This is a genomic window from Kineococcus aurantiacus (assembly GCF_013409345.1).
Lineage (GTDB): Bacteria > Actinomycetota > Actinomycetes > Actinomycetales > Kineococcaceae > Kineococcus > Kineococcus aurantiacus.
The window spans coordinates 864,059-884,603 of the sequence record NZ_JACCBB010000001.1; the positions used below are offsets into that span (position 1 = coordinate 864,059).

At 74.3% G+C, this 20,545-nt stretch carries 19 protein-coding genes, 1 tRNA gene and 1 riboswitch; of the genes, 6 read left to right on the forward strand and 14 right to left on the reverse strand.

Translation table 11 applies throughout. The annotated features are described in order from the left end of the window. Positions 1 to 27: 27 nt before the first annotated feature. From BJ968_RS04145 to BJ968_RS04165, 5 genes are all read right to left on the reverse strand, one after another. A tRNA-Ala gene (locus BJ968_RS04145) sits at positions 28 to 100 on the reverse strand. An 81-nt stretch (positions 101 to 181) separates the two neighbouring features. Further along, positions 182 to 808, reverse strand: coding sequence for a histidine phosphatase family protein (locus tag BJ968_RS04150; protein ID WP_179749474.1), 627 nt, complete (start codon positions 806 to 808; stop codon positions 182 to 184). Between the two features lie 10 nt (positions 809 to 818). Further along, on the reverse strand, positions 819 to 1,199 hold the full coding sequence (gene rsfS / locus BJ968_RS04155; protein ID WP_179749476.1) for a ribosome silencing factor: 381 nt from the start codon (positions 1,197 to 1,199) through the stop codon (positions 819 to 821). A gap of 31 nt (positions 1,200 to 1,230) precedes the next feature. Further along, positions 1,231 to 1,878 carry a nicotinate-nucleotide adenylyltransferase gene (gene nadD / locus BJ968_RS04160; protein ID WP_179756176.1) on the reverse strand — a complete coding sequence of 216 codons (648 nt, stop codon included), beginning with the start codon at positions 1,876 to 1,878 and terminating at the stop codon, positions 1,231 to 1,233. Next, positions 1,875 to 2,033: a hypothetical protein gene (locus BJ968_RS04165; protein ID WP_179748097.1), complete on the reverse strand. Its 159-nt coding sequence runs from the start codon at positions 2,031 to 2,033 to the stop codon at positions 1,875 to 1,877. Before BJ968_RS04165 ends, nadD begins: the two co-directional genes overlap by 4 nt. A gap of 106 nt (positions 2,034 to 2,139) precedes the next feature. Between BJ968_RS04165 and BJ968_RS04170 the strand changes: the two genes are divergently transcribed. Next, positions 2,140 to 3,105 (forward strand): glycosyltransferase family 2 protein, encoded by a 966-nt coding sequence (locus BJ968_RS04170; RefSeq protein ID WP_343077800.1) that lies wholly within the window; start codon positions 2,140 to 2,142, stop codon positions 3,103 to 3,105. On the opposite strand, the gene BJ968_RS04175 is transcribed toward BJ968_RS04170, so the two are convergent. The 7 genes from BJ968_RS04175 to BJ968_RS26315 all read right to left on the reverse strand — a co-directional run bounded on the left by BJ968_RS04175 (position 3,090) and on the right by BJ968_RS26315 (position 11,405). Next, positions 3,090 to 4,382 carry a glutamate-5-semialdehyde dehydrogenase gene (locus BJ968_RS04175; protein WP_179749480.1) on the reverse strand — a complete coding sequence of 431 codons (1,293 nt, stop codon included), beginning with the start codon at positions 4,380 to 4,382 and terminating at the stop codon, positions 3,090 to 3,092. The two genes, BJ968_RS04170 and BJ968_RS04175, sit on opposite strands and share 16 nt — an antisense overlap. A gap of 58 nt (positions 4,383 to 4,440) precedes the next feature. Continuing rightward, complete coding sequence (locus tag BJ968_RS04180) at positions 4,441 to 4,827, reverse strand: hypothetical protein (protein WP_179749482.1); 387 nt, start codon at positions 4,825 to 4,827, stop codon at positions 4,441 to 4,443. Positions 4,828 to 4,912: 85 nt separating this feature from the next. Next, entirely contained in the window at positions 4,913 to 6,061 is a 1,149-nt protein-coding gene (gene proB / locus BJ968_RS04185) for a glutamate 5-kinase (protein ID WP_179749484.1), read from the reverse strand. A gap of 7 nt (positions 6,062 to 6,068) precedes the next feature. Continuing rightward, positions 6,069 to 7,580 carry a GTPase ObgE gene (gene obgE, locus BJ968_RS04190; RefSeq protein WP_179749486.1) on the reverse strand — a complete coding sequence of 504 codons (1,512 nt, stop codon included), beginning with the start codon at positions 7,578 to 7,580 and terminating at the stop codon, positions 6,069 to 6,071. Positions 7,581 to 7,679: 99 nt separating this feature from the next. Next, on the reverse strand, positions 7,680 to 7,934 hold the full coding sequence (gene rpmA, locus BJ968_RS04195) for a 50S ribosomal protein L27 (protein WP_179749488.1): 255 nt from the start codon (positions 7,932 to 7,934) through the stop codon (positions 7,680 to 7,682). 6 nt (positions 7,935 to 7,940) lie between these two features. Next, on the reverse strand, positions 7,941 to 8,252 hold the full coding sequence (gene rplU / locus BJ968_RS04200) for a 50S ribosomal protein L21 (protein WP_179749490.1): 312 nt from the start codon (positions 8,250 to 8,252) through the stop codon (positions 7,941 to 7,943). Positions 8,253 to 8,381: 129 nt separating this feature from the next. Continuing rightward, positions 8,382 to 11,405, reverse strand: coding sequence for an Rne/Rng family ribonuclease (locus BJ968_RS26315; RefSeq protein ID WP_218884773.1), 3,024 nt, complete (start codon positions 11,403 to 11,405; stop codon positions 8,382 to 8,384). A 382-nt stretch (positions 11,406 to 11,787) separates the two neighbouring features. Further along, a riboswitch (SAM riboswitch) is annotated at positions 11,788 to 11,878 on the forward strand. Between the two features lie 220 nt (positions 11,879 to 12,098). Here BJ968_RS26315 and BJ968_RS04210 point away from each other — a divergent pair. Genes BJ968_RS04210 through BJ968_RS04230 form a run of 5 tightly spaced genes read left to right on the forward strand, consistent with a single transcriptional unit; the run spans position 12,099 to position 17,830 of the window. Continuing rightward, the gene (locus BJ968_RS04210) at positions 12,099 to 13,475 is read left to right on the forward strand and encodes an ABC transporter substrate-binding protein (RefSeq protein ID WP_179749492.1); all 1,377 of its coding nucleotides are present in this window, start codon (positions 12,099 to 12,101) and stop codon (positions 13,473 to 13,475) included. Then, positions 13,472 to 14,422, forward strand: a complete 951-nt coding sequence (locus BJ968_RS04215) for a carbohydrate ABC transporter permease (protein WP_179749494.1) — start codon at positions 13,472 to 13,474, stop codon at positions 14,420 to 14,422. The genes BJ968_RS04210 and BJ968_RS04215 overlap by 4 nt, the downstream gene beginning before the upstream one ends. Beyond that, complete coding sequence (locus BJ968_RS04220) at positions 14,419 to 15,234, forward strand: carbohydrate ABC transporter permease (RefSeq protein ID WP_343077801.1); 816 nt, start codon at positions 14,419 to 14,421, stop codon at positions 15,232 to 15,234. The genes BJ968_RS04215 and BJ968_RS04220 overlap by 4 nt, the downstream gene beginning before the upstream one ends. A 14-nt stretch (positions 15,235 to 15,248) precedes the next feature. Further along, positions 15,249 to 16,637: an LLM class flavin-dependent oxidoreductase gene (locus BJ968_RS04225; protein WP_343077802.1), complete on the forward strand. Its 1,389-nt coding sequence runs from the start codon at positions 15,249 to 15,251 to the stop codon at positions 16,635 to 16,637. Positions 16,638 to 16,666: 29 nt separating this feature from the next. After that, on the forward strand, positions 16,667 to 17,830 hold the full coding sequence (locus tag BJ968_RS04230; RefSeq protein WP_179749498.1) for an acyl-CoA dehydrogenase family protein: 1,164 nt from the start codon (positions 16,667 to 16,669) through the stop codon (positions 17,828 to 17,830). Positions 17,831 to 17,845: 15 nt separating this feature from the next. Here the strand turns inward: BJ968_RS04230 and BJ968_RS04235 are convergent, their stop codons facing one another. Further along, positions 17,846 to 19,108: a glycoside hydrolase family 27 protein gene (locus BJ968_RS04235; RefSeq protein ID WP_218884775.1), complete on the reverse strand. Its 1,263-nt coding sequence runs from the start codon at positions 19,106 to 19,108 to the stop codon at positions 17,846 to 17,848. Further along, positions 19,105 to 20,475: an alpha-glucosidase/alpha-galactosidase gene (gene melA, locus BJ968_RS04240; RefSeq protein WP_179749500.1), complete on the reverse strand. Its 1,371-nt coding sequence runs from the start codon at positions 20,473 to 20,475 to the stop codon at positions 19,105 to 19,107. Before melA ends, BJ968_RS04235 begins: the two co-directional genes overlap by 4 nt. Between the last annotated feature and the right edge of the window lie 70 nt (positions 20,476 to 20,545).

The following is a 20,545-nucleotide window of genomic DNA, read 5'->3' on the forward strand; positions in this document are numbered from 1 at the left end:
CGGACTCTCGTCCGGGCCCTTCTGGGGTGGAGCTGAGGGGACTCGAACCCCTGACCCCCTCCATGCCATGGAGGTGCGCTACCAGCTGCGCCACAGCCCCTTGCTCTCGTTCATCACCCCGGGTTTCCCCCTGGCGACAGAGAGAACACTACCTCACGGGCGGGGGTGCTGGTGACCACCCTCAGCCTTCGGCGCCCACGGAGGCACCCGCCGACCCCGCGTTCCACTCCTCGAGGACCCAGCCGTGACCCCGGCGGGTCAGCACGGCCCAGTGGCCGTTGCGGAAGCCGGCCAGCGCTCTCGTGGCCACCGGGGGCAGGCCGACGAGCCGCAGGACGCCGGCCTTCAGCGCGGCCCCGTGCGCGACGACCAGGAGCGTGCCCTCGACGGTGGACGCGTGCCGTTCCACGGCACCGGCGACGCGGGTCCCCAGCTCCAGGCGGTTCTCCCCGCCGCCCACCCGGACGTCGTCGCCGCGGCGCCAGGCGGCGTGCTCCTCGGGCCAGCGCGCCTCGATCTCGGCGCCCAGCAGCCCCTCCCAGGCTCCGGCGTGGACCTCCCGCAGGTCCGGGTCGGTGCGCAGCGCGTGGCCCGTGCGGGAGGTCAGCGCCCGCGCCGTCTCCACGGCGCGGGACAGGTCCGAGGCGACGACGGCGTCGATCGGCTGCCCGGCGAGGTGCGCGGCCGCCGCGGCGGCCTGGGCCCGCCCGACGTCGTCCAGCGGGACGTCGAGCTGGCCCTGGAAGCGGTTCTCGGCGTTGAAGGTGGTGCGACCGTGCCGCCAGAGGACGACACGACGCGCGCTCACGACGCCGGGCTCAGGCGGAGGCGTCGCTCGCGGCGTGCTCGGGCAGCTCGATGAGGGGGCAGTCCTTCCAGAGGCGCTCGAGGGCGTAGTACTCGCGCTCCTCGGTGTGCTGGACGTGCACGACGACGTCGACGAAGTCCAGCAGCACCCAACGGCCCTCGCGCTCGCCCTCGCGGCGGACGGGCTTGGAGCCCAGCGGCAGGAGCGTCTCCTCGATGGCCTCGGCGATCGCGCGCACCTGGCGCTCGTTCGGGGCCGAGGCCAGCAGGAAGGCGTCGGTGATGAACAGCTGGTCGGAGACGTCCAGCGCGATCACGTCGGTCGCGAGCTTGTCCGAAGCTGCTGCCGCAGCTGCGGTCACGAGCTCGAGAGAACGGTCGGAGGCGGGCACGGTACTCCTAGGAGGGGTGTTCGGAACGGCTTCAGCCGTTCGATTCTCCCACGGCCGCCGGCGCGGGCTCGTCCGCGCGCGCGTAGAGCCGGTGCTTGGAGATGTGCTGGACGACGCCGTCCGGCACGAGGTACCAGACCGGCAGGCCGTCGGCGACGCGCCGGCGGCAGTCGGTGGAGGAGATCGACAGGGCCGGCACCTCCATCAGGCTCACCCCGTCCAGCGGCAGGCCGTCGTCGGTCAGCGCGTGCCCGGGACGGCTCACCCCGACGAAGTGGGCCAGCGACCACAGCTCGGCGACGTCCTTCCACTGCAGGATCTGCGCCAGCGCGTCAGCCCCGGTGATGAAGAAGAGGTCGGCCTCGGGGCGCAGGTCGTGCAGCTCCCGCAGCGTGTCGATCGTGTACGTGAACCCGCCGCGGTCGATGTCCACCCGGGACACCGTGAAGCGCGGGTTCGACGCGGTCGCGATGACCGTCATGAGGTAGCGGTGCTCGGCGGGGGCGATGTCCCCGCGCGACTTCTGCCACGGCCGGCCGGTCGGCACGAAGACGACCTCGTCGAGGTCGAAGCGGGCCGCGACCTCGCTGGCGGCCACGAGGTGGCCGTGGTGGATCGGGTCGAAGGTGCCGCCCATCACGCCCAGGCGCGGGCGGCGACCGTCCGCCGGGGACGTCAGTGACGGGTCCCGACGCTCTTGAAGCCCATCGTGACGATGAGCAGCGCGGCGAGCACGCAGAAGGCGATGGTCGCGAACACGTACGGCGAGGGCAGACCCGCGCCGTGGGTCTCCTCGGTCGTCTGGACGGCTTCGGCGACGAGCGCGTGCAGCATGGGGGTCCTCCGTAGAGCGTGCCTGGAGCGTCAGGTGGAGCGTCTGGTCGTACGTCGGGCCCAGTCTCGCACGCCGCCCCCGCGGCGGCTGCGGCAGGATCACCGTGTGTCCCCCGACGTCCCCCCGGCCCTGTCGGTGGTGGTCCCCGCCTTCGACGAGGCCGAGGTGCTGCCCGAGTTCGCCCGCCGGCTGCGGCCCGTGCTGGACGAGCTGACCGGGCAGGGCCTGGACGGCTACGAGGTGCTCGTCGTCGACGACGGCAGCACCGACGCGACCCCCGTCGTCCTGGCCCGGCTGCGGCGGGACTGGCCGCAGCTGCGGGTCGTGCGGTTGCGGGCCAACGCCGGGCACCAGGCCGCGCTGTCGGCCGGGCTCGCGCGGGCCCGCGGCCGCGACGGCGTCGTGACGATGGACGCCGACCTGCAGGACCCCCCCGAGGTGCTCCCCCGGCTGCTGGCCGCCGGCGCCGCCCACGACGTCGTGTACGCCGTGCGGGAGGACCGGTCCGTCGACAGCGCGCTCAAGCGGGTGACCGCGGCCGCGTTCTACCGCCTGGTCCGGGCCCTCGGCGGCCGGGCCCCCGAGCAGGCCGGCGACTACCGGTACACCGGCCGCGTCGTCGTCGACACCGTCCTGCAGCTGCCCGAGGCCCACCGGGTGCTGCGGCTGGTGATCCCCGACCTCGGCTTCACCTCGACCACGGTCGGGTACGTGCGCGGGGCCCGCGGCGCCGGGCGCACGAAGTACCCCCTGACCCGGATGCTGCGGCTGTCGCTGGACGCCATCACGGGCTCCTCGACCGCGCCGCTGCGGCTGGCCTCGCTCTTCGGCCTCGGCGGGGCCCTGCTGACGTCCCTGCTGCTGCTGTACGCGCTCGTCTCGTTCGCCGTCGGGAGCACCGTGCCGGGCTGGACGTCGACGCTGGCCGTCGTCGCGGGCGCGGGCACGCTGCAGCTGCTGTGCCTGGGGGTGCTGGGCGAGTACGTGGGCCGGCTCTACGTGCAGCTGCAGAACCGGCCCACCTACCTGGTGGCGGCGGACTCCCTGGAGGACGGTCAGACGCGGACGTGACCGTCGCCGAGGACCTGCCAGGTCGTCGTCGTCAGCTCCGCCAGACCCATGGGGCCGCGCGCGTGCAGCTTCTGCGTCGAGATCCCCACCTCGGCGCCCAGGCCGAACTCCCCGCCGTCGGTGAACCGCGTCGAGGCGTTGACCGCGACGACCGCGGAGTCGACGGCGGCGCAGAAGTAGTCGGTGACCCGGACGTCGGTGGCCAGGACCGCCTCGGTGTGGGCCGAGGACCAGCGGCCGATGTGCTCGACGGCCTCCTGCACCGAGTCGACGACGCCGACGGCGATCTCCAGGCCGTGGAACTCCGCGGCCCAGTCCTCGTCGGTGACGGCCCGGGCGGGGACGCCCGCCGCCCGCGCGGCCGTCAGCGACCGCTCGTCGGCGTGCAGCACGACCCCCGCCCCGTGCAGCGCCGTGAGCAGGGTGGGCAGGAAGTCGGCGGCGAGCGCGGAGTGCACCAGGACCGTCTCGGCGGCGTTGCAGACGCTGGGGCGGGACGTCTTGGCGTTCAGGACGACGTCGACGGCCTGCGCCAGGTCCGCCGAGGCGTCGACGTAGACGTGGCAGTTGCCGACGCCGGTCTCGATGACGGGGACGGTGGCCTCGCGCACGACGCGCTGGATCAGGTCGGCCCCGCCGCGCGGGACGAGGAGGTCGACCAGGCCGCGGGCGGTGAGCAGGGCGCCGACGCCGTCGCGGCCGTGCTCGTCGATGCTGGTCACGGCGTCGGCGGGCAGGCCGACCGACTCCAGGGCCCCCCGGACGACCTCGACGAGGACGGTGTTGCTGCTCATGGCGGCCGAGCCGCCGCGCAGGACGACGGCGTTGCCGCTCTTGAGCGCGAGGACCGCGACGTCGACGGTGACGTTGGGACGGGCCTCGTAGACCACGCCGAGCACGCCCATGGGGACGCGCAGCTGCCGCAGCCGCAGGCCGTTGGGCAGCGTGGAGCCGCGCACGACCTCCCCGACGGGGTCGGGCAGGGCTGCGACCTCGCGCACGGCGGCGGCGATGGCCGCCACGCGGGCGGGGTCCAGGGCCAGGCGGTCCAGCAGGTGCTCGCTCGTGCCCTCGGCGCGGCCGCGGGCGAGGTCCTCCCCGTTGGCGGCGACGATGCGCTCGGTGGCGGCCTCGAGCGCGTCCGCGACGGCCAGCAGGGCGGCGTCCTTCGTCGCGCGCGTCGCGACCCGCAGCGGCCGCGAGGCGACCTTGGCGCGCCGGCAGGTGGCGAGCACGGCGTCCTGCACGGAGAGGGCGGGGTCGGCGGCGAGAGTCATGGCGCCAGCGTACGCCCCGCCTCCTGGATCGTTCAACGATCCAGGAGTGCGGTCAGGGTCACCAGGGCGCGATGTCGCCGATGAGGTCCAGCGTCCGGGAGCGGCGCCCCGGCTGGACGCGGTGGGCCGCCGCGCCCCGGGCCCGGGCGCGGTGCTCCACCGTCCCCCGGTCCACGACCTCGATGCCCGCCACCGACCAGTCCGGCAGGCCGGCGCTGACGCGGTGCTCGGGCCACAGGCGCAACGCCATCGCGGCCGCGTCGTCGACGTCGCGCGCCTCGTCCCAGTAGCGCAGCTCCGCGCGGGTCGCGCTGTAGCGCACGCTGGACAGGAACGGGTGCTGGACCAGCAGCCGGTCCAGCGCGGCGCGCACCTCGGCGACGTCCGCGGCCTCGCCGGCCACCGTCAGCGTCACCGACCACAGCGACGACGACTCGAACCCCACGTCAGGCCTCCTCGCTGCGGTGCCGGGGCGCTCGCCGGCCACGGTGTCGGGGCGCCGGCGGGCGGCATGTCGCGGCGCTGACTGCTCAACGCCCCAGGAGGACGAGGTGGTCGCGGTGGACGACCTCGCGCTCGTACGCCGCGCCCCACTGCCGGGCCAGCTCGCGCGTCGAGCGCCCCAGCATCTCCGGCAGCTCCTCCGAGGAGTAGTTCACCAGGCCACGGGCCACGGCGTGACCGTTTCCGTCGACCAGGTCGACCGGGTCACCGGCGCGGAAGCGCCCCGCCAGCCCCACCACCCCCGCCGGGAGCAGCGAGGAGCGGTTGCCGCGCACCGCCTTGACGGCCCCGTCGTCCAGGACCAGCCGCCCGGCCGGGGCCGCGGCGTGGGCCAGCCACAGCTGCCGGGAGCTGCGCCGCGCCCGCCGGGAGGCCGGGACGGAGAACCACGTCCCCACGTCCTGACCGGCCAGGGCCGGCCCGGCCAGGGCCGCGGACGTCACCAGCGCGGGCACGCCCGCCGACACCGCGATGCCGGCCGCCTCGACCTTCGTCGTCATGCCCCCGGTGCCCACGCCGGCCGCACCGGCCGACCCGACGGTCACCCCCGCGAGGTCCTCGGGACCGCGGACGGTGGCGATGCGCCGCGCGCCGGGGGTGGAGGGCGGCGCGGTGTGCAGGGCGTCGACGTCGGACAGCAGGACCAGCGCGTCGGCGCGCACGAGGTGCGCGACGAGCGCGGCGAGGCGGTCGTTGTCGCCGAAGCGGATCTCGTGGGTCGCCACGGTGTCGTTCTCGTTGACGACGGGCACCACCCCGAGGCTGAGCAGGCGCTCCAGCGTGCGCTGGGCGTTGCCGTAGTGCGTGCGCCGCACCACGTCCTCGGCGGTCAGCAGCACCTGGCCCACGGTCAGGCCGGAGCGGGCGAAGGCGCGGGCGTACTCGGCCAGCAGCAGCCCCTGCCCGACGCTGGCCGCGGCCTGCTGGCTGGCCAGGTCCCGGGGCCGCTTGGGCAGCCCCAGGGGCGCGAGCCCGGCGGCGATGGCCCCGGAGGAGACGAGCACGACGTCCCCCCCGGTGGACCGGCGCGCGGCCAGGACCTCCACCAGCGCGTCCAGCCGGGAGGTGTCCAGCCCCCCGGCTGCCGTCGTCAGGGAGGACGAGCCCACCTTCACCACGACCCGGCGCGCCGCGGCGAGGTCCTCGCGCCGGGCGAGCGTCGACGGTTCGCTCACCTGCGGCCTACTCGTCGTCGTCGGCGGTCCAGTGACCGGCCAGGCGCTCGGCCTCCAGCTCGCCGCGGGCGGCGGCCTTGGCGGCCCGCCGCTCCCGTTCCTGCTGCCGCTTGACGTCGCGGGTGGGCCGCGAGTGGTCCTCCAGGCGCAGGTCGGACCCGCGCTGCCCCAGCACCTCGGCGCCGGCGACCATCGTGGGTTCCCAGTCGAAGACGACGGCGTTGGCGTCGTCGCCGATCACGACCTCGGCGCCCGGGGTGGCACCGGCCTTGAACAGCTCGTCCTCGACGCCGAGCCGCGCGAGGCGGTCGGCGAGGTACCCGACGGCCTCGTCGTTGGTGAAGTCGGTCTGGCGCACCCAGCGGCGGGGCTTCTCCCCGCGCACCCGGAAGCGCACCTGGCCCTCGCCGTACTCGTCGCGGGAGACGCGGAACCCGGACTCGTCGACGGCCGGCGGGTTGATGACCACGCGCTGCGGCACCGCCGCCGGCTCGGCCGCCCGGGAGGCCGCGACGAGCTCGGCCATGGCGAAGGCCAGCTCCCGCAGCCCGGTGCGCGCCACGGCGGAGACCACGAACACCGGGTCCCCGCGCTTCTCGAGGTCCTCGCGGACGATGTCGGCCATGTCCCGGGCGTCGGGCACGTCGGCCTTGTTGATGACGACGAGGCGCGGGCGGTCCTGCAGCGGGACGGTGCCGTCGTCGACGGTGTAGGCCGCCAGCTCCTTCTCGATGGCCTCGAGGTCGCTGATCGGGTCGCGGTCGGACTCCAGGTTCGCCCCGTCCAGGACGTGCACGAGCGCCACGCAGCGCTCGACGTGGCGCAGGAAGTCCAGCCCGAGCCCACGGCCCTCGCTGGCGCCGGGGATCAGGCCCGGGACGTCGGCGACGGTGAAGCGCGTCGACCCGGCCTCGACGACCCCCAGGTTCGGCACGAGCGTCGTGAAGGGGTAGTCGGCGATCTTCGGGCGGGCCGCGGACAGCGCCGCGACGAGGCTGGACTTGCCCGCGCTGGGGAACCCGACCAGGGCGATGTCGGCGAGGGTCTTCAGCTCCAGGGTGACGTCGACGGCCTCCCCCGGCTCCCCGAGGAGGGCGAAGCCCGGCGCCTTGCGCTTGGTGGTGGCCAGCGCGGCGTTGCCCAGCCCGCCGCGCCCGCCGGGGGCCACGACGTAGCGGGTCCCGGCGCCGACCATGTCGGCCAGCAGCTCACCCCTGGCGGACCGGACGATCGTGCCCTCGGGGACGCCGATGACGAGGTCGTCGCCCTCGGCGCCGTTGCGGTGGTCGCCCATGCCGAAGCGGCCGTCGGGGGCGCTGCGGTGCGGGCGGCGGTGCAGGTCCAGCAGCGTCGTGACCTGGGGGTCCACTTCGAGGACGACGTCGCCGCCGCGGCCCCCGTTGCCGCCGTCGGGCCCGCCGAGGGGCTTGAACTTCTCGCGGTGCACCGACGCGCAGCCGTTGCCGCCGTCACCGCCGGCCGCGTGCAGCACGACACGGTCGACGAAGTGCGTCGACATACCTACTCCTAGGACTTCGAGGGGGGACTGCTGGTGGAACGCACGAGGGGCGGACCGGATCTCTCCGGTCCGCCCCTCGTGTTCACGACTGGAGCGTCGTCACTCGCCCGCGACGATGTTGACGACCTTGCGACCACGACGGGTGCCGAACTCGACGGCGCCCGGGACCAGCGCGAACAGCGTGTCGTCGCCGCCGCGGCCCACACCCGCACCGGGGTGGAAGTGGGTGCCGCGCTGACGGACGAGGATCTCGCCCGCGCTGACGACCTGGCCGCCGAAGCGCTTCACACCGAGGCGCTGAGCGGCGGAGTCACGACCGTTGCGCGAGGAGCTCGCGCCCTTCTTGTGTGCCATCTGACGTCACGCCCCGATGCTGGTGATCTTGACGCGGGTGAGCTTCGCGCGGTGACCCTGACGCTTGCGGTACCCGGTCTTGTTCTTGTACTTGAGGATGGTGATCTTGGGGCCCTTGGCCTCCTCGACCACCTCGGCGACGACCTTGACACCCGCGAGCGCCGAAGCGTCGTGAGTCACGGTCTCACCGTCGACGAGGAGAAGGGGCTGCAGCTGCAGCGTCTCCCCGCTGGCCACGGGGACCCGGTCGATGGTCAGCACGTCGCCGACCGAGACCTTCTCCTGCCGGCCGCCGGCGCGGACGATGGCGTACACCACAACGAACCCGTTTCTCTCGTCACGAACTGGAACGCCGCCGAACTGCACGTGCAGTTGGAGGCTCGCGCACGACGGCGCACCAAGAGGCAAGCGTACGGAACGCCGCCCCCCGGGGTCAAAACGACGCGCTCACTTCGCCGCGGGGGCGGGCTCGTGCGCCTCGGTGGACGTGGCGGCCGCTTCCCGCTCCCGGCGGCCGGCGGCCGCCACGGCCGCGATGGCCGCCAGCGCCGCGGCGTCCCGGGCGGGCTCGCGCGGCGCCTCGGCGGCCGGCTCGTCCACCTTGGGGGCCTCCTCGGCCGCGCCGCGGTCCCGGCCGCGGCCGCGGCGGTTGCGGGACTTGCCCGACCCGTTCGCGGTGCCGCCACCGTTCTCGGCACCGCCGCCACCGCCACCGCCGCCACCACCGTTCCTGCCGCCGCCCCCGCCGTTCTGGGCGGCCGGGGGCGGCTGCGGGGCCGGGTTGGCGTCGGCGGCGGCGTCGAGCTCCTCGAGCACGGCCGCCAGCCCTTGGCCGGTCCGCTTGCGGGTCATCTGGACCAGGCCCAGGGAGGTCACCTCGGCCACCTGGTGCTTGGTCCGGTCCCGGCCCAGGCACTCCACGAGCCGGCGCAGGACGAGGTCGCGGTTGGACTCCAGGACCATGTCGATGAAGTCGATGACGATGATCCCGCCGATGTCCCGCAGCCTCAGCTGCCGGACGATCTCCTCGGCGGCCTCGAGGTTGTTGCGGGTGACGGTCTCCTCGAGCGTGCCGCCGGCACCGGTGAACTTGCCGGTGTTGACGTCGATGACGTGCATCGCCTCGGTCGGGTCGATGACGAGGGAACCGCCCGAGGGCAGCCAGACCTTGCGGCCCAGGGCCTTGGCGAGCTGCTCGTCGACGCGGTGGTGCTCGAAGACGTCCTGCGGGCCCTCCCAGCGCTCGAGCCGGTCGGCCAGGTCCGGGGCGACGTCGGCGACGTAGCCGTGGACGGCCTCCCACGCCGCGTCGCCGGAGACGACGACCCGGCTGAAGTCCTCGTTGAACACGTCGCGCACGACGCGGACGGTCAGGTCGGGCTCGCCGTGCAGCAGCTGCGGCGCGTTCTTGCTGCCCGCCTTGGCCTGGATGGCCTCCCAGGTGGCCTGCAGGCGCTGGACGTCGGCGCGCAGCTCCTCCTCGGCCACCCCCTCGGCCGCGGTGCGGACGATGACGCCCGCGCCCTGCGGCACGACCTCCTTGAGGACCTTCTTCAGGCGGGCGCGCTCGGTGTCGGGCAGCTTGCGGGAGATGCCCGTCATCGACCCGCGCGGGACGTACACGAGGTAGCGGCCCGGCAGCGAGACCTGGCTGGTCAGCCGCGCCCCCTTGTGCCCCACGGGGTCCTTGGTGACCTGCACCAGGACCGGGTCGCCGGACTTCAGCGCGGCCTCGATGCGGCGCGGCTGGCCCTCCAGCCCGGCCGCGTCCCAGTTGACCTCACCGGCGTACAGGACGGCGTTGCGCCCCTTGCCGACGTCGACGAAGGCGGCCTCCATGCTGGGCAGCACGTTCTGCACGCGGCCGAGGTAGACGTTGCCGACCATGGTGGTCTGGGCCTGCCGGGCGCCGTAGTGCTCGACGAGGATCCCGTCCTCCAGGACGCCGATCTGCGTCTTGTCGTCCTCCTGGCGCACCACCATGACGCGCTCGACGGCCTCGCGGCGGGCCAGGAACTCGGCCTCGGTGAGGATGGCGCGCTTGCGGCCGGCCTCCCGGCCCTCGCGGCGGCGCTGCTTCTTGGCCTCCAGGCGCGTCGAGCCGCGCAGCGCGGTGATCTCGTCCTCGCCCGTGCCGCGGGCGCTGGAGCGGCGCGGCTCGCGGACGCGGGTGACGGTGTTCGGCGGGTCGTCCGGGGAGGAGGAGTCCTCGCCCTCCGAGGACCCCCCGCGGCGACGGCGGCGACGGCGGCGGCGCGAGGAGCCCGAGGACTCCTCGCCCTCGTCGGTGTCGTCCTCGTCGGTCTCGGCGTCCTCCGCGGCGTCCGGGGACGTCCCGGCGTCGGTCTCGTCGGCGTCCTCGTCGGCGTCGTCGTCGGCGCTGTCGTCCGTGCTGTCGTCCGTGCTGTCGTCCGTGCTGTCGTCGTCGCGGGTGCGGCTGCGCCGGCCCCGGCCACCGCGGCGGCGACGGCGGCGCGGCGCACCGGTCTCGTCGTCCTGCGCGTCGTCCCGCGCCTCGTCCTGGACGTCGTCCGGCGCCTCGTCCGCGGCGTCGTCGTCGGAGGTCCCGTCGAGGACCTCCTCGAACTCCTCCTCGACCGCGTCCTCGTCCAGCGGCTCGGCACCGGCGAAGCCGAAGAGGCCCGGCGGCGGGCCGGCCGGTGCGGAGGCCCGGCGGGAGCGGCGGGCCGGGGCGTCGGCCTCGGGGGCCTGGAAGAACAGGGCCGTGGCCCGGGCGGCGGCGTCGGCCGCCCGGTCGGCGTCGGTCTCGCGGGGGGCGCGCCCGCCGCGGCGGGCCAGCCCGGCCGCCCGCAGCAGGACGGGGTCGTCCATGAGGTCGGCGGCGGAGTCCTCCCCCGCGGGCTGCTCGGCGGCGGCGACGGGCTCGACGGCGGGCTCGGGGGTGGGCTCGACGACGGGCGCCTCCTCCACCGGGGTGTCCACGGCGACGGCGACGGCCTGCTCGGGCGTCACGGCCGGCGCGGGCGCGGCGGCCTTGCGGGTGCGGCGGCGGCGGGCCGGCGGCGCGGCCACCTCCTCGGCGGCGGGCTCGGCGACGGGCTCCACAGCGGGCTCCGCGACGGGCTCGGCGGCGACCTGCGCGACGGGCTCGCTCTCCGGGGCCGCGACGGGCGCGACGGGCGGGGCGGCCACCTCGTCGGCGACCGGCGCGACCGGTTCGGGGGTGGCGACCTTGCGGGTGGCCCGGCGGGCCCGGCGCTTGGGCGCCTCCTCCACCGGGGCCGCCTCCGGCGCGGCCGGGGCCTCGGCGGCGGGGACCTCGGCGGGGGCCGGCGCGGGCGCGGCGTCCGCGGCCGGGACGGTCGCGGGGACGGTGCTCACGACGGGCTCGACGTGCGCGGGAGCCCCGGCGGGACGGCTGGCGGCCCGCCGGCGGCGCGGCCGCGTGGTCGGGGCGACGTCCTCCGCCGTGGCGGGGGCTGCGGTGTTCTCTTCAGGTGTGGTGCTCACGGGTGCTCCGCTTCGCCCGCAGCGCCCGCTCCACCGGTGAACCCCGCGGACGCTCGGGCGTCCTCGTCGGATTCGTCGGGCGGGTCGTCCCGCACCCGACGGAAGTCCTCGGTGCACCGGGGAGGTTCGCGCGACGCGTGCTCCCCCCGGGCCGCCGGCGGTCGACGCCCGGTGAGCGGGCCGGGGCGCCTGCGGGGCCCTTCCACTGGACCGCGGCGCTGCCCGGGTCCGCGCGCTGGGCGGCGGTCTCGTCGGCGGGCCGGGCGCCCGGTGTGGGGAACGCTCGGCCACGGTCAGTGTCGCACAAGCCCGACCAGGTGACCCTGCCCACACGTCAGCGGGGCATCGCCACGGCGGCACGGCGTCCGCTACGCTCCGATCAACACCATCCAGAGTGGCCGAGAGACCTGGCTCGTTGACGCCACAGCAACCACCGCGCGAGCGGCAGGTGCTCCCGCCAGGGGCGATGGAGGACTCGAAGTGATCAGCTGCACCCAGCTCACCCGGCGCTACCACGTCGACCTGGCGCGCACGGCCTCCATGGCCTGTCGCCCCGGCGCGTCGATGCGGCGGGGGACGTCGCGCGCGGCCTGACCGGCCGCCCCACCTCCCCCCGAGTCCTCAGACGAGCGCGCCGTCCTCCGCGCGCACCCCCCGACGGACGTCCCGTCCGCCTACCCCCGGAGCTCCCCCATGCCCGCACCTGGTCGCACCCCCCTGCCCGCGAGCACCCGCCGCCTCCTGGCGTCCCGCCGCCGCGTCCTGTCCGGCGCCCTGGGCGTCGGCGCCCTCGCCGCCACCGGTTCCCTGGCCGCCTGCGGCGACGGCAGCAGCGGCTCGGAGCTGGCCGCCGAGAAGGCCGTGGACCTCCAGGGCGCGACGCTGAAGCTCATGGTCAACCAGCCGCACGTGCTGGCCTTCACCGACCTGCTCGGCAAGAAGTTCGAACAGGAGTTCGGCGGCAAGCTCGAGGTCACCGCCATCCCCTACGACCAGCTGACGAGCAAGCAGATCCTGGACGTGCAGGGCGGCGACGGCGAGTTCGACGTCTTCGACTACTTCTACTTCGGCCTCGGCGAGCTGGTGGACGCCGGCGCCCTGGTCGACCTCACCGACTGGATCGGCGCCAACGCCGACATCGCCACGGACGACTTCCTGCCCTCGATCTACGACCCGTACACGCTCATCGACGGCAGGCGGTACGGCCTGCCCTTCGACGGCGACACCCACGTCCTCTACTACAACGCCGAGGTGTTCGAGACGTACGGCGTCGAGCCGCCCACGACGTGGGACGAGTACGACGCCGCTGCGGAGAAGATCACGAAGGACTCCGGCGGGAAGGTGTACGGCGCGATCGTCGAGGCCCAGCAGGTCCCGATGATCCTGGGCTGCTCCTTCATCAACCGCCTCGCCGGCTACGGCGGCACCCTCGTCGACGCCGACGGGAAGGCGGCCTTCAACGGCGAGGAGGGCCTGGCCGCGCTGCAGCACCTCGTCGACGTGTCGCCGAACGCGCTGCCGACGCCGCTGCAGACGGGCTTCGACCAGGCCAACTCCGCCTTCCTGTCCGGCCAGGGCGCCATGCTCGACACCTGGACCGACCTGGGCCTGAAGGCGCAGGACCCGGCCAGCTCCAAGATCGTCGACAAGTGGGGCGTGGTCACGCTGCCCGTCGGGGGGAGGAACACGACCCCCCGCACGGCGCTGGACGCCGGGTTCGGCCTGGGCGTCTCCTCGGCCTCCGGGCAGCAGGACAAGGCCGCCGCCTTCGTGAAGTGGGCGACGAACGAGCAGAACAACTTCCTGCTGGCCTCCACGGCCGGCTCGGGCATCGACCCCGCGCGCAAGACGGTCCTGGACTCGGCCGAGTACGCCGCGGCCGCCGGCAAGGCCACCGACGTCATCCGCGAGGGCCTGGACGGCGACCCGCTGGCGTGGCCGTCCCAGCAGGGAGCGCCCAAGGCGCTGCAGGACCTCGTCGACCAGCTCGCGCTGGCCATCCAGGGGCAGGTCGAGCCGCAGGCGGCCCTGGACGAGGCCGCCGAGAGCTGGGGGAAGACGCTCGGATGACCCAGCTCCTCGACGGACGCGGGACCCTGCCGCGGCAACGCGGCAGGGTCCCCGGGCGCGCCGTGCCGGGACGCCACCGCCCCGGGCACGTCTCGACGTGGCTGGCGGCGCCGAGCCTGGCGGGCCTGGCGCTCATGCTCGTCTACCCCACGGTGTTCGTCGTGGCGCTGGCGGTGACGAAGTCGTCGCTGGCCCGGCCGCTGCAGCGCTTCACCGGGACCGACAACCTCGTCGAGGCGTGGGAGTCGCTGGCCTTCGCGGGCTCGCTGGTCCGCTCGGTCGTGTTCGCCGTCCTCGCCGCCCTGGCGGCGACGGCCCTCGGGGTGGTCCTGGCGCTGCTGCTGCACGCGCGGGGGACGCGGTTCGGCGTCGTCGGCACGATCCTGCTGCTGCCCCTGGTGACCCCGCCCGTCATGGTGGGGGTGGCCTGGAAGCTCATGCTCGCCCCCGTCGGCGGGGCGTTCGGCGGGCTGTTCTCCGCGCTGGGGTTCCCCGGCGCCAACCCGCTGGGTGACAGCGTCGGCGCGTTCGGCGCGCTCGTCGTGATGCACGTGTGGCAGTGGACGCCGCTGGTGACGCTGCTGGTGTTCGCGGCGCTGCTGGGCGTGCCCGAGGAACTGCGCGAGGCCGCCGCCCTGGACGGGGCCGGGGCGTTCCGCTCGTTCACCCACGTCGTGTGGCCGGTCATCGCCCCCAACGTGTTCTCCGTGCTGCTGCTGGAGCTGGTCATCGGCCTGAAGGTCTTCGACCTCGTCACGGTCGTCACCCAGGGCGGTCCGGGGGTCTCGACCATCGTCAGCAGCTTCGAGATCTTCCGGACGGGGATGCGCGGCAGCTACGAGATCGGCACCGCCGCCGCCGAGACGCTGGTCTTCGGCCTCGTCGTGGGGGTCCTGACCACCGTCGTCACGCTGCTGCGGGCGCGCGCCGTGCGGGCCGACCGGTGAGCGCGGTCCTGCGCCGCGGGGGGCTGCGGGTCGCGCTGGCCGCCGTCGCGCTCGTCGCGCTGCTGCCGCTGCTGTTCCTCGTCTCGCTGTCGCTGCGCAGCGTCGACGACATCGCCAACGGCGGCTGGCTGCCGACCGCGTTCGTGTGGTCGAACTTCAGCAAGGCGTTCTCCACGGTCCCGCTGTCGACGATGCTCGTGAACTCCTGGGTCGTCGCGATCGGCGCCACCGTCCTCACCTGCGTCGTCGCCGTCCCCGCCGCGTACGTCACGGCACGGGCCGGGGCGCGCGGGGAACGGCTGCAGACGCTGCTGCTGGCCAGCTACTGCGCGCCGCCGATCGTCGCGGTCCTGCCGCTGTACTACCTGCTCAAGCAGGCCGACCTGACGAACTCCGCGCTCGGGCTGGTCCTGGTCAACGGCCTGGCCAACGTGCCGGTGGCGGTGTGGCTGCTGGACGGTTTCGTCCGGCGCGTCCCCCTCGAGGTCGAGGAGGCCGGCTGGGTCGACGGGCTGTCCACCACCGGCGGGTTGCGGCGCATCGTGCTGCCGCTGCTGGCCCCCGGGCTCGTGGCGGCGCTGCTCATCTGCCTGTTCCTGTCCTACAACGAGTTCCTGTTCGCCGTGTCGTTCTCGCAGAGCACCAGCAGCCAGACCCTGCCCGTCGGGCTGTCGCTGTTCCAGGGCGACCGCACCGTCCAGTTCGGCCAGCAGGCCGCGGCCTCGCTCGTCGGGATCGTCCCGATGTACGTGCTGGCGGTCGTGGCCCAGAAGTGGCTCGTCGGCGGGCTGTCCGCCGGGGCCGTGAAGTGATGGAGGAGACCCCCGTGACCGAGCCCCGACGAGTCCACCTCAACGCCTTCGACATGACCTGCGTCGGGCACCAGTCCCCCGGCCTGTGGCGGCACCCCGACGACCAGTCGCACCGCTTCGACGACCTGCGGTACTGGACGGAGCTGGCGAGGCTGCTGGAGCGCGGCAAGTTCGACTCCCTGTTCATCGCCGACGTGCTGGGGGTCTACGACGTCTACAAGGGCGGCCCCGAGACGGCGCTGCGCGAGTCCACCCAGGTGCCCGTGGGCGACCCGATGCTGGCGGTCTCGGCCATGGGTGCGGTCACCGAGCACCTCGGGTTCGGCGTCACCGTCTCGCTGACGTACGAGCAGCCGTACTCCTTCGCCCGCAAGATGGCGACGCTGGACCACTACACGAACGGGCGCGTCGGCTGGAACGTCGTCACCAGCTACTTGGAGTCGGCCGCGAGGAACCTGGGGTTGTCGACGCAGATCTCCCACGACGACCGGTACGAGCTGGGCGAGGAGTTCATGGAGGTCGTCTACAAGCTGTGGGAGGGGTCCTGGGAGGACGACGCCGTCGTCCGCGACGCCGCGGCCGGGGTCTTCACCGACCCGGCGAAGGTGCACCCGGTCGAGCACCACGGCCGGTTCTTCGACGTCCCCGGCATCGGCCTGACCGCACCGTCGCCGCAGCGGACCCCGGTCATCTTCCAGGCCGGCGCGTCCCCGCGCGGGATCGCCTTCGCCGCCCGGCACGGGGAGGCGGTCTTCAACACCGCCACCCGCCCGGAGGTCATGCGGCCCTGGGTCGACAGGCTGCGCGCGCAGGCCGCGCAGGCCGGCCGCGACCCCCGCAGCGTCAAGGTGTTCACCCTCGTGACGATCGTCACCGCCCCCACCGACGAGGAGGCGCGGGCCAAGTACGAGGAGTACGCGCGCTACGTCAGCTACGACGGCGCGCTGAACCTCTACGGAGGCTGGAGCGGGCTGGACCTGTCGAGCTACCCGCCGGACGAGCCGCTGCAGTACGCCGAGACCGAGGCCGTCCGCAGCGCCGTCGAGGCGTTCTCGACGGCCGACCCGGACCGGGAGTGGACGCCGCGCGACATCGCGAACTGGGTGGGCATCGGCGGCATGGGCGCCGTGCTCGTCGGGTCCCCCGCCACGGTGGCCGACGAGCTGCAGCGCTGGATGGAGGTCGGTGACGTCGACGGGTTCAACTGCGCCTACGCCATCACCCCCGGCACGTTCGAGGACGTCGTCGACCTCGTGGTCCCCGAGCTGCAGCGCCGCGGGGTCTACCCCACCGAGTACGAGGGCGAGACGCTGCGCGAGACGATCTACGGCAAGGGGCAGGTCCGGGTGCGCGACGACCACCCGGCCGCCGCCTTCCGCGCGTCCGCCCGCGCCGCCCGCTGACCCACCCCGAGAACTCCAGGAGACCCGGCATGACCACCCGCGACCAGGTCCTCGACGCCGCCCGCGACGTCGCCCGCCACCTCGCCCTCGACGCGCTGGACCGCGACCGCGCCAACGCCGAGCCGTTCGCCGAGGCCGAGCTGCTGCGCAAGGCCGGGCTGCCGAGCGTCCTGCTGCCCACCTCGACCGGCGGGGCGGGCCTGCCCTGGTCGGTGGCGCTGGAGGTCGTGCGCGAGATCGCCCGCACCGACGGCTCCATCGCCCAGCTCATCGCCTACCACTACGTCAACGCCCACAACCTCGTGTGGGTCGCCGACGACGCCGGCCGCGCCCGCTGGGGCGTGCCGAGCGTGGAGGACCAGTGGCTGTGGGGCGACGCGGTGAACCCGGTGGACCCGGACCTGCAGCTGCGCCGCGACGGCGCGGACTGGGTCCTGTCGGGCACGAAGAACTTCTCGACCGGGGCCAGCGTCGGCGACGTGACCCTGGTCGGCGGCGTCACCGACGAGGGGCAGGACCTGCTCGTCGTCGTCCCGCGCGAGGCGCCCGGTTTCGTCAAGAACGGCGACTGGGACAACCTGGGCCAGCGCCTGTCGGCGTCGGGGTCGGTGCGCTTCGAGGACGTGCGCGTCGCGCCCGACGCCGTCCTGGGGTCGGCGTCGGCGAGCGGGGCGTTCGGGTCCCTGGTGACCCCCTCGATCCAGGCCGCCTTCGGGCACTTCTACCTCGGGGTCACCCGCGGGGCGCTGGAGGCGGCCTCGGAGTACACGCGCACGACGTCGCGGCCGTGGCTGCTGTCGGACGTGGAGCGGGCCGTGGAGGACCCGTACGTGCTGGCGACCTACGGCCGGCTCGTCGCCCGGCTGCGCGCGGCGGAGGCGCTGGGGCGCAGCGTCGGCGAGTCGCTGTCGCAGGCCCACGAGCGCGGGGCGGACCTGACGTGGGCCGAGCGCGGCGAGGTCGCCGAGGAGATCGCGGCGCTGAAGGTCGTCTCGAGCGACCTGGCGATCGAGGCGACGTCGGCGATCTACGAGGTGACCGGCGCGCGGGCGTCGGCGAACAAGCACGGCTTCGACCGGTTCTGGCGCAACGTGCGCACGCACACGCTGCACGACCCGGTGCAGTACAAGGCCCGCGAGGTCGGCAACCACTTCCTCACCGGCGCGCACCCGGACTTCACCCTCTACACCTGAGGGGACGGGGTCGCGCTAGGACGCTCCCGGGGCGTGCCGCAGGAGGACCGCGCCGTGCGGCTCGACCGTCAGCGGGACCGCGGTGCTGCCGGGGGCGACACCGCGGGTGGCGTCGGTCTGGGCCGTCACCGCGACCGTCTCGACGGGTTCGCCCGTCCAGAGGTCGGTGACCGTCCCCAGCCGCCCCGGGAGGTCCACGTTCCGGCTGTCCAGGGCGACGCTCAGCGGTTCGTCGCCGAGGTTGAACGCGGCGACGTGACCGCCCTCGGCGGTCCACAGCACGAGCGGCCCCTCGCGGAACACCTCCCGGCTCCAGGCCGCGTCGAGGACCGCCAGCACGTCGGCGTTGGTGAACAGCGCGACCGTCGCGGGGTCGGAGGACGGCAGGTCCCCGCCGATCATCAGCGGTGACCGCGCGACCACCCACAACGTCACGAGCGTGCGCCGTTCGGCGGGGGTGAGCCGGTCGTGGCGGGGTTCGCCGCGTTCGGCGCGCAGGCCGATGCGCCCCAGGGGCAGCATGTCCCCGTCGGGCCAGCCGCCCGGGCCGGCGTGCGGGACCCAGCGCGCGAACCGGGCGAAGTTCGCCTCGACGTCCGGCCACCGGTCCCACAGGTCGTCGCAGATCCGCCACATCGTGGCGTGCTCGCGCAGGTGCTCCAGCCGCGACAGCGACAGGTCGCGGCCCGGGGACAGGCTGAGCGCGATGTCGCGGCCCGAGCGCCGGATCGCCTCGGCGAAGGCCTCGATCTCCCTCGCCTGGTAGGGCCAGAGCATGTCGTCGACCTTGAGGAAGTCCACGCCCCAGGAGGCGTACAGCTCCAGGACGGAGTCGTAGTACGCCTGCGCCCCGGGGTGGGTGTGGTCGAGGCCGAACATGTCGGGGTTCCACTCGCACACGTTGCCGCGGTCGACGAAGGGGGTGTCCTCGTCGACGGCGAGCCGCGGGATCCCGCGCATGACGTGGATCCCGAACCTCAGCCCGAGGGCGTGGACCTGCTCGGCCAGCGGCCCGAACCCCGCGCCGCCCGCCGAGCTCGGGAAGCGGCCGGGGTCGGGGACGAGCCGGCCGCGGTCGTCCAGGCACAGCGGGGCGCCGGCGTTGTACCCGTGCGGCTTCGCCGTCGGGTCGGACCAGTCGATGTCGACGACGACGGTGTCCCAGCCGAACGGCAGGAGGTGCTCGGCGAGGAACCGGGCGTTGGCGAGCACCTCCTCCTCGGTCACGGTCGTGCCGTAGCAGTCCCAGGAGTTCCAGCCCATCGGCGGCCGGCTCATGCGCGCAGGTCCTCCGGGAGGCGCTCGGCGTGGGCGGCGAACAGCTCCTCGGTCATGGCCCGGGCCTGCTCCAGCGTCAGCAGCGCGGCCGTCAGCGGGTCGAGGGCCACCGCGTGGAAGACGTTCTCCCGGTTCCCCGTCAGCGCCGCGCGGACGGCGAGGGTCTGGACGTTGACGTTGGTGCGGTTCAGCGCCGCCAGCTGCGGGGGCAGTTCCCCGACGGCCGTGGGCTGCACGCCGTTCCGGTCGACGAGGCAGGGCACCTCGACGCACGCGTCGGCGGGCAGGTTGGGGATCAGGCCCGTGTTCGGCACGTTGCCGTAGACGACGCTGGGCACCCCGGTGACGACGGAGTTGACGATGGACGCGCCGTACTCGACGGACGGCTTCAGCTCGGCCTTCAGCTTGTCGAGCTGGGTGTCGAGGTCGCCCTGGTCGTCGTGGCCCGCGCAGATCTCGTAGTAGTCCCAGCGCTCGGGGATGTAGTGCTGGACCATCTCCGGGTTCTTGCGGAAGTACGGCAGGTACTCCGAGGCGTGGTGGCTGGACTCGGTCTCGAAGTAGCCGAAGGCGTTCATGAGGGTGGTGCGGACCTGCTCGTTGCCGCCCTCGTAGGTGCTGGCGGCGGGAGCGGCCCCGCTGTGGTCGCCGTCGTCACCGGCGAGCTCGGCGGCGCCGCGGCCCACGACGTGCTTGGCGTTCATCACCTCGCGCAGCCGCGGGTACAGGTCCTCGGTGCCGCGGCGGAACTTCAGGATCCAGGCCTGGTGGTTGATCCCGGCGCAGAGGTAGTCGACCTCCTCGTAGGGGACGTCGAGGGTGCGGGCCAGCATGCGGGTGGTGCCCTGGACGCTGTGGCACAACCCGACGGTCCTCAACCCCTTGGCGTTGAGGAACGCCGTGGCCATGGCCATCGGGTTGGCGTAGTTGATGAACACCGCGTCCGGGCACACCTCGAGGGCGTCGGCGGCGATGGCCTCGTACGCGGGGACCGAGCGCAGGAACCGGAACACCCCGCCGGGGCCGAGCGTGTCGCCGACGGTCTGGTCGACGCCGTACCGGCGCGGGATGAGGACGTCGTCCTCGTACGCCTCCACCCCGCCGACCTGGAAGGTGATGACGACGAAGTCGGCGCCGTCGAGGGCCGCGCGGCGGTCGGTCGTCTCCTCGACCTGCGCGCCGAAGCCGTGGTGGGCGACGAGCTTGCGGGCCGCGTCGGCGACGGGGCCGAGCTTGTCGGGACGGACGTCCATGAGGCACAGCCGGGCTGAGCGCAGGGCCGGGAAGCTGAGGATGTCGCCGATGAGGCGGAACGGGAAGACGAAACCACCGGCGCCGATGATGGTGATCTTGGGGCTGCGCGTCATGCGGCCACGCTAGGTGCGCGCGCGGCCCCCGGTCCTCCGGCGAACCCCGTGGACCTTCCAGGATCCTCAG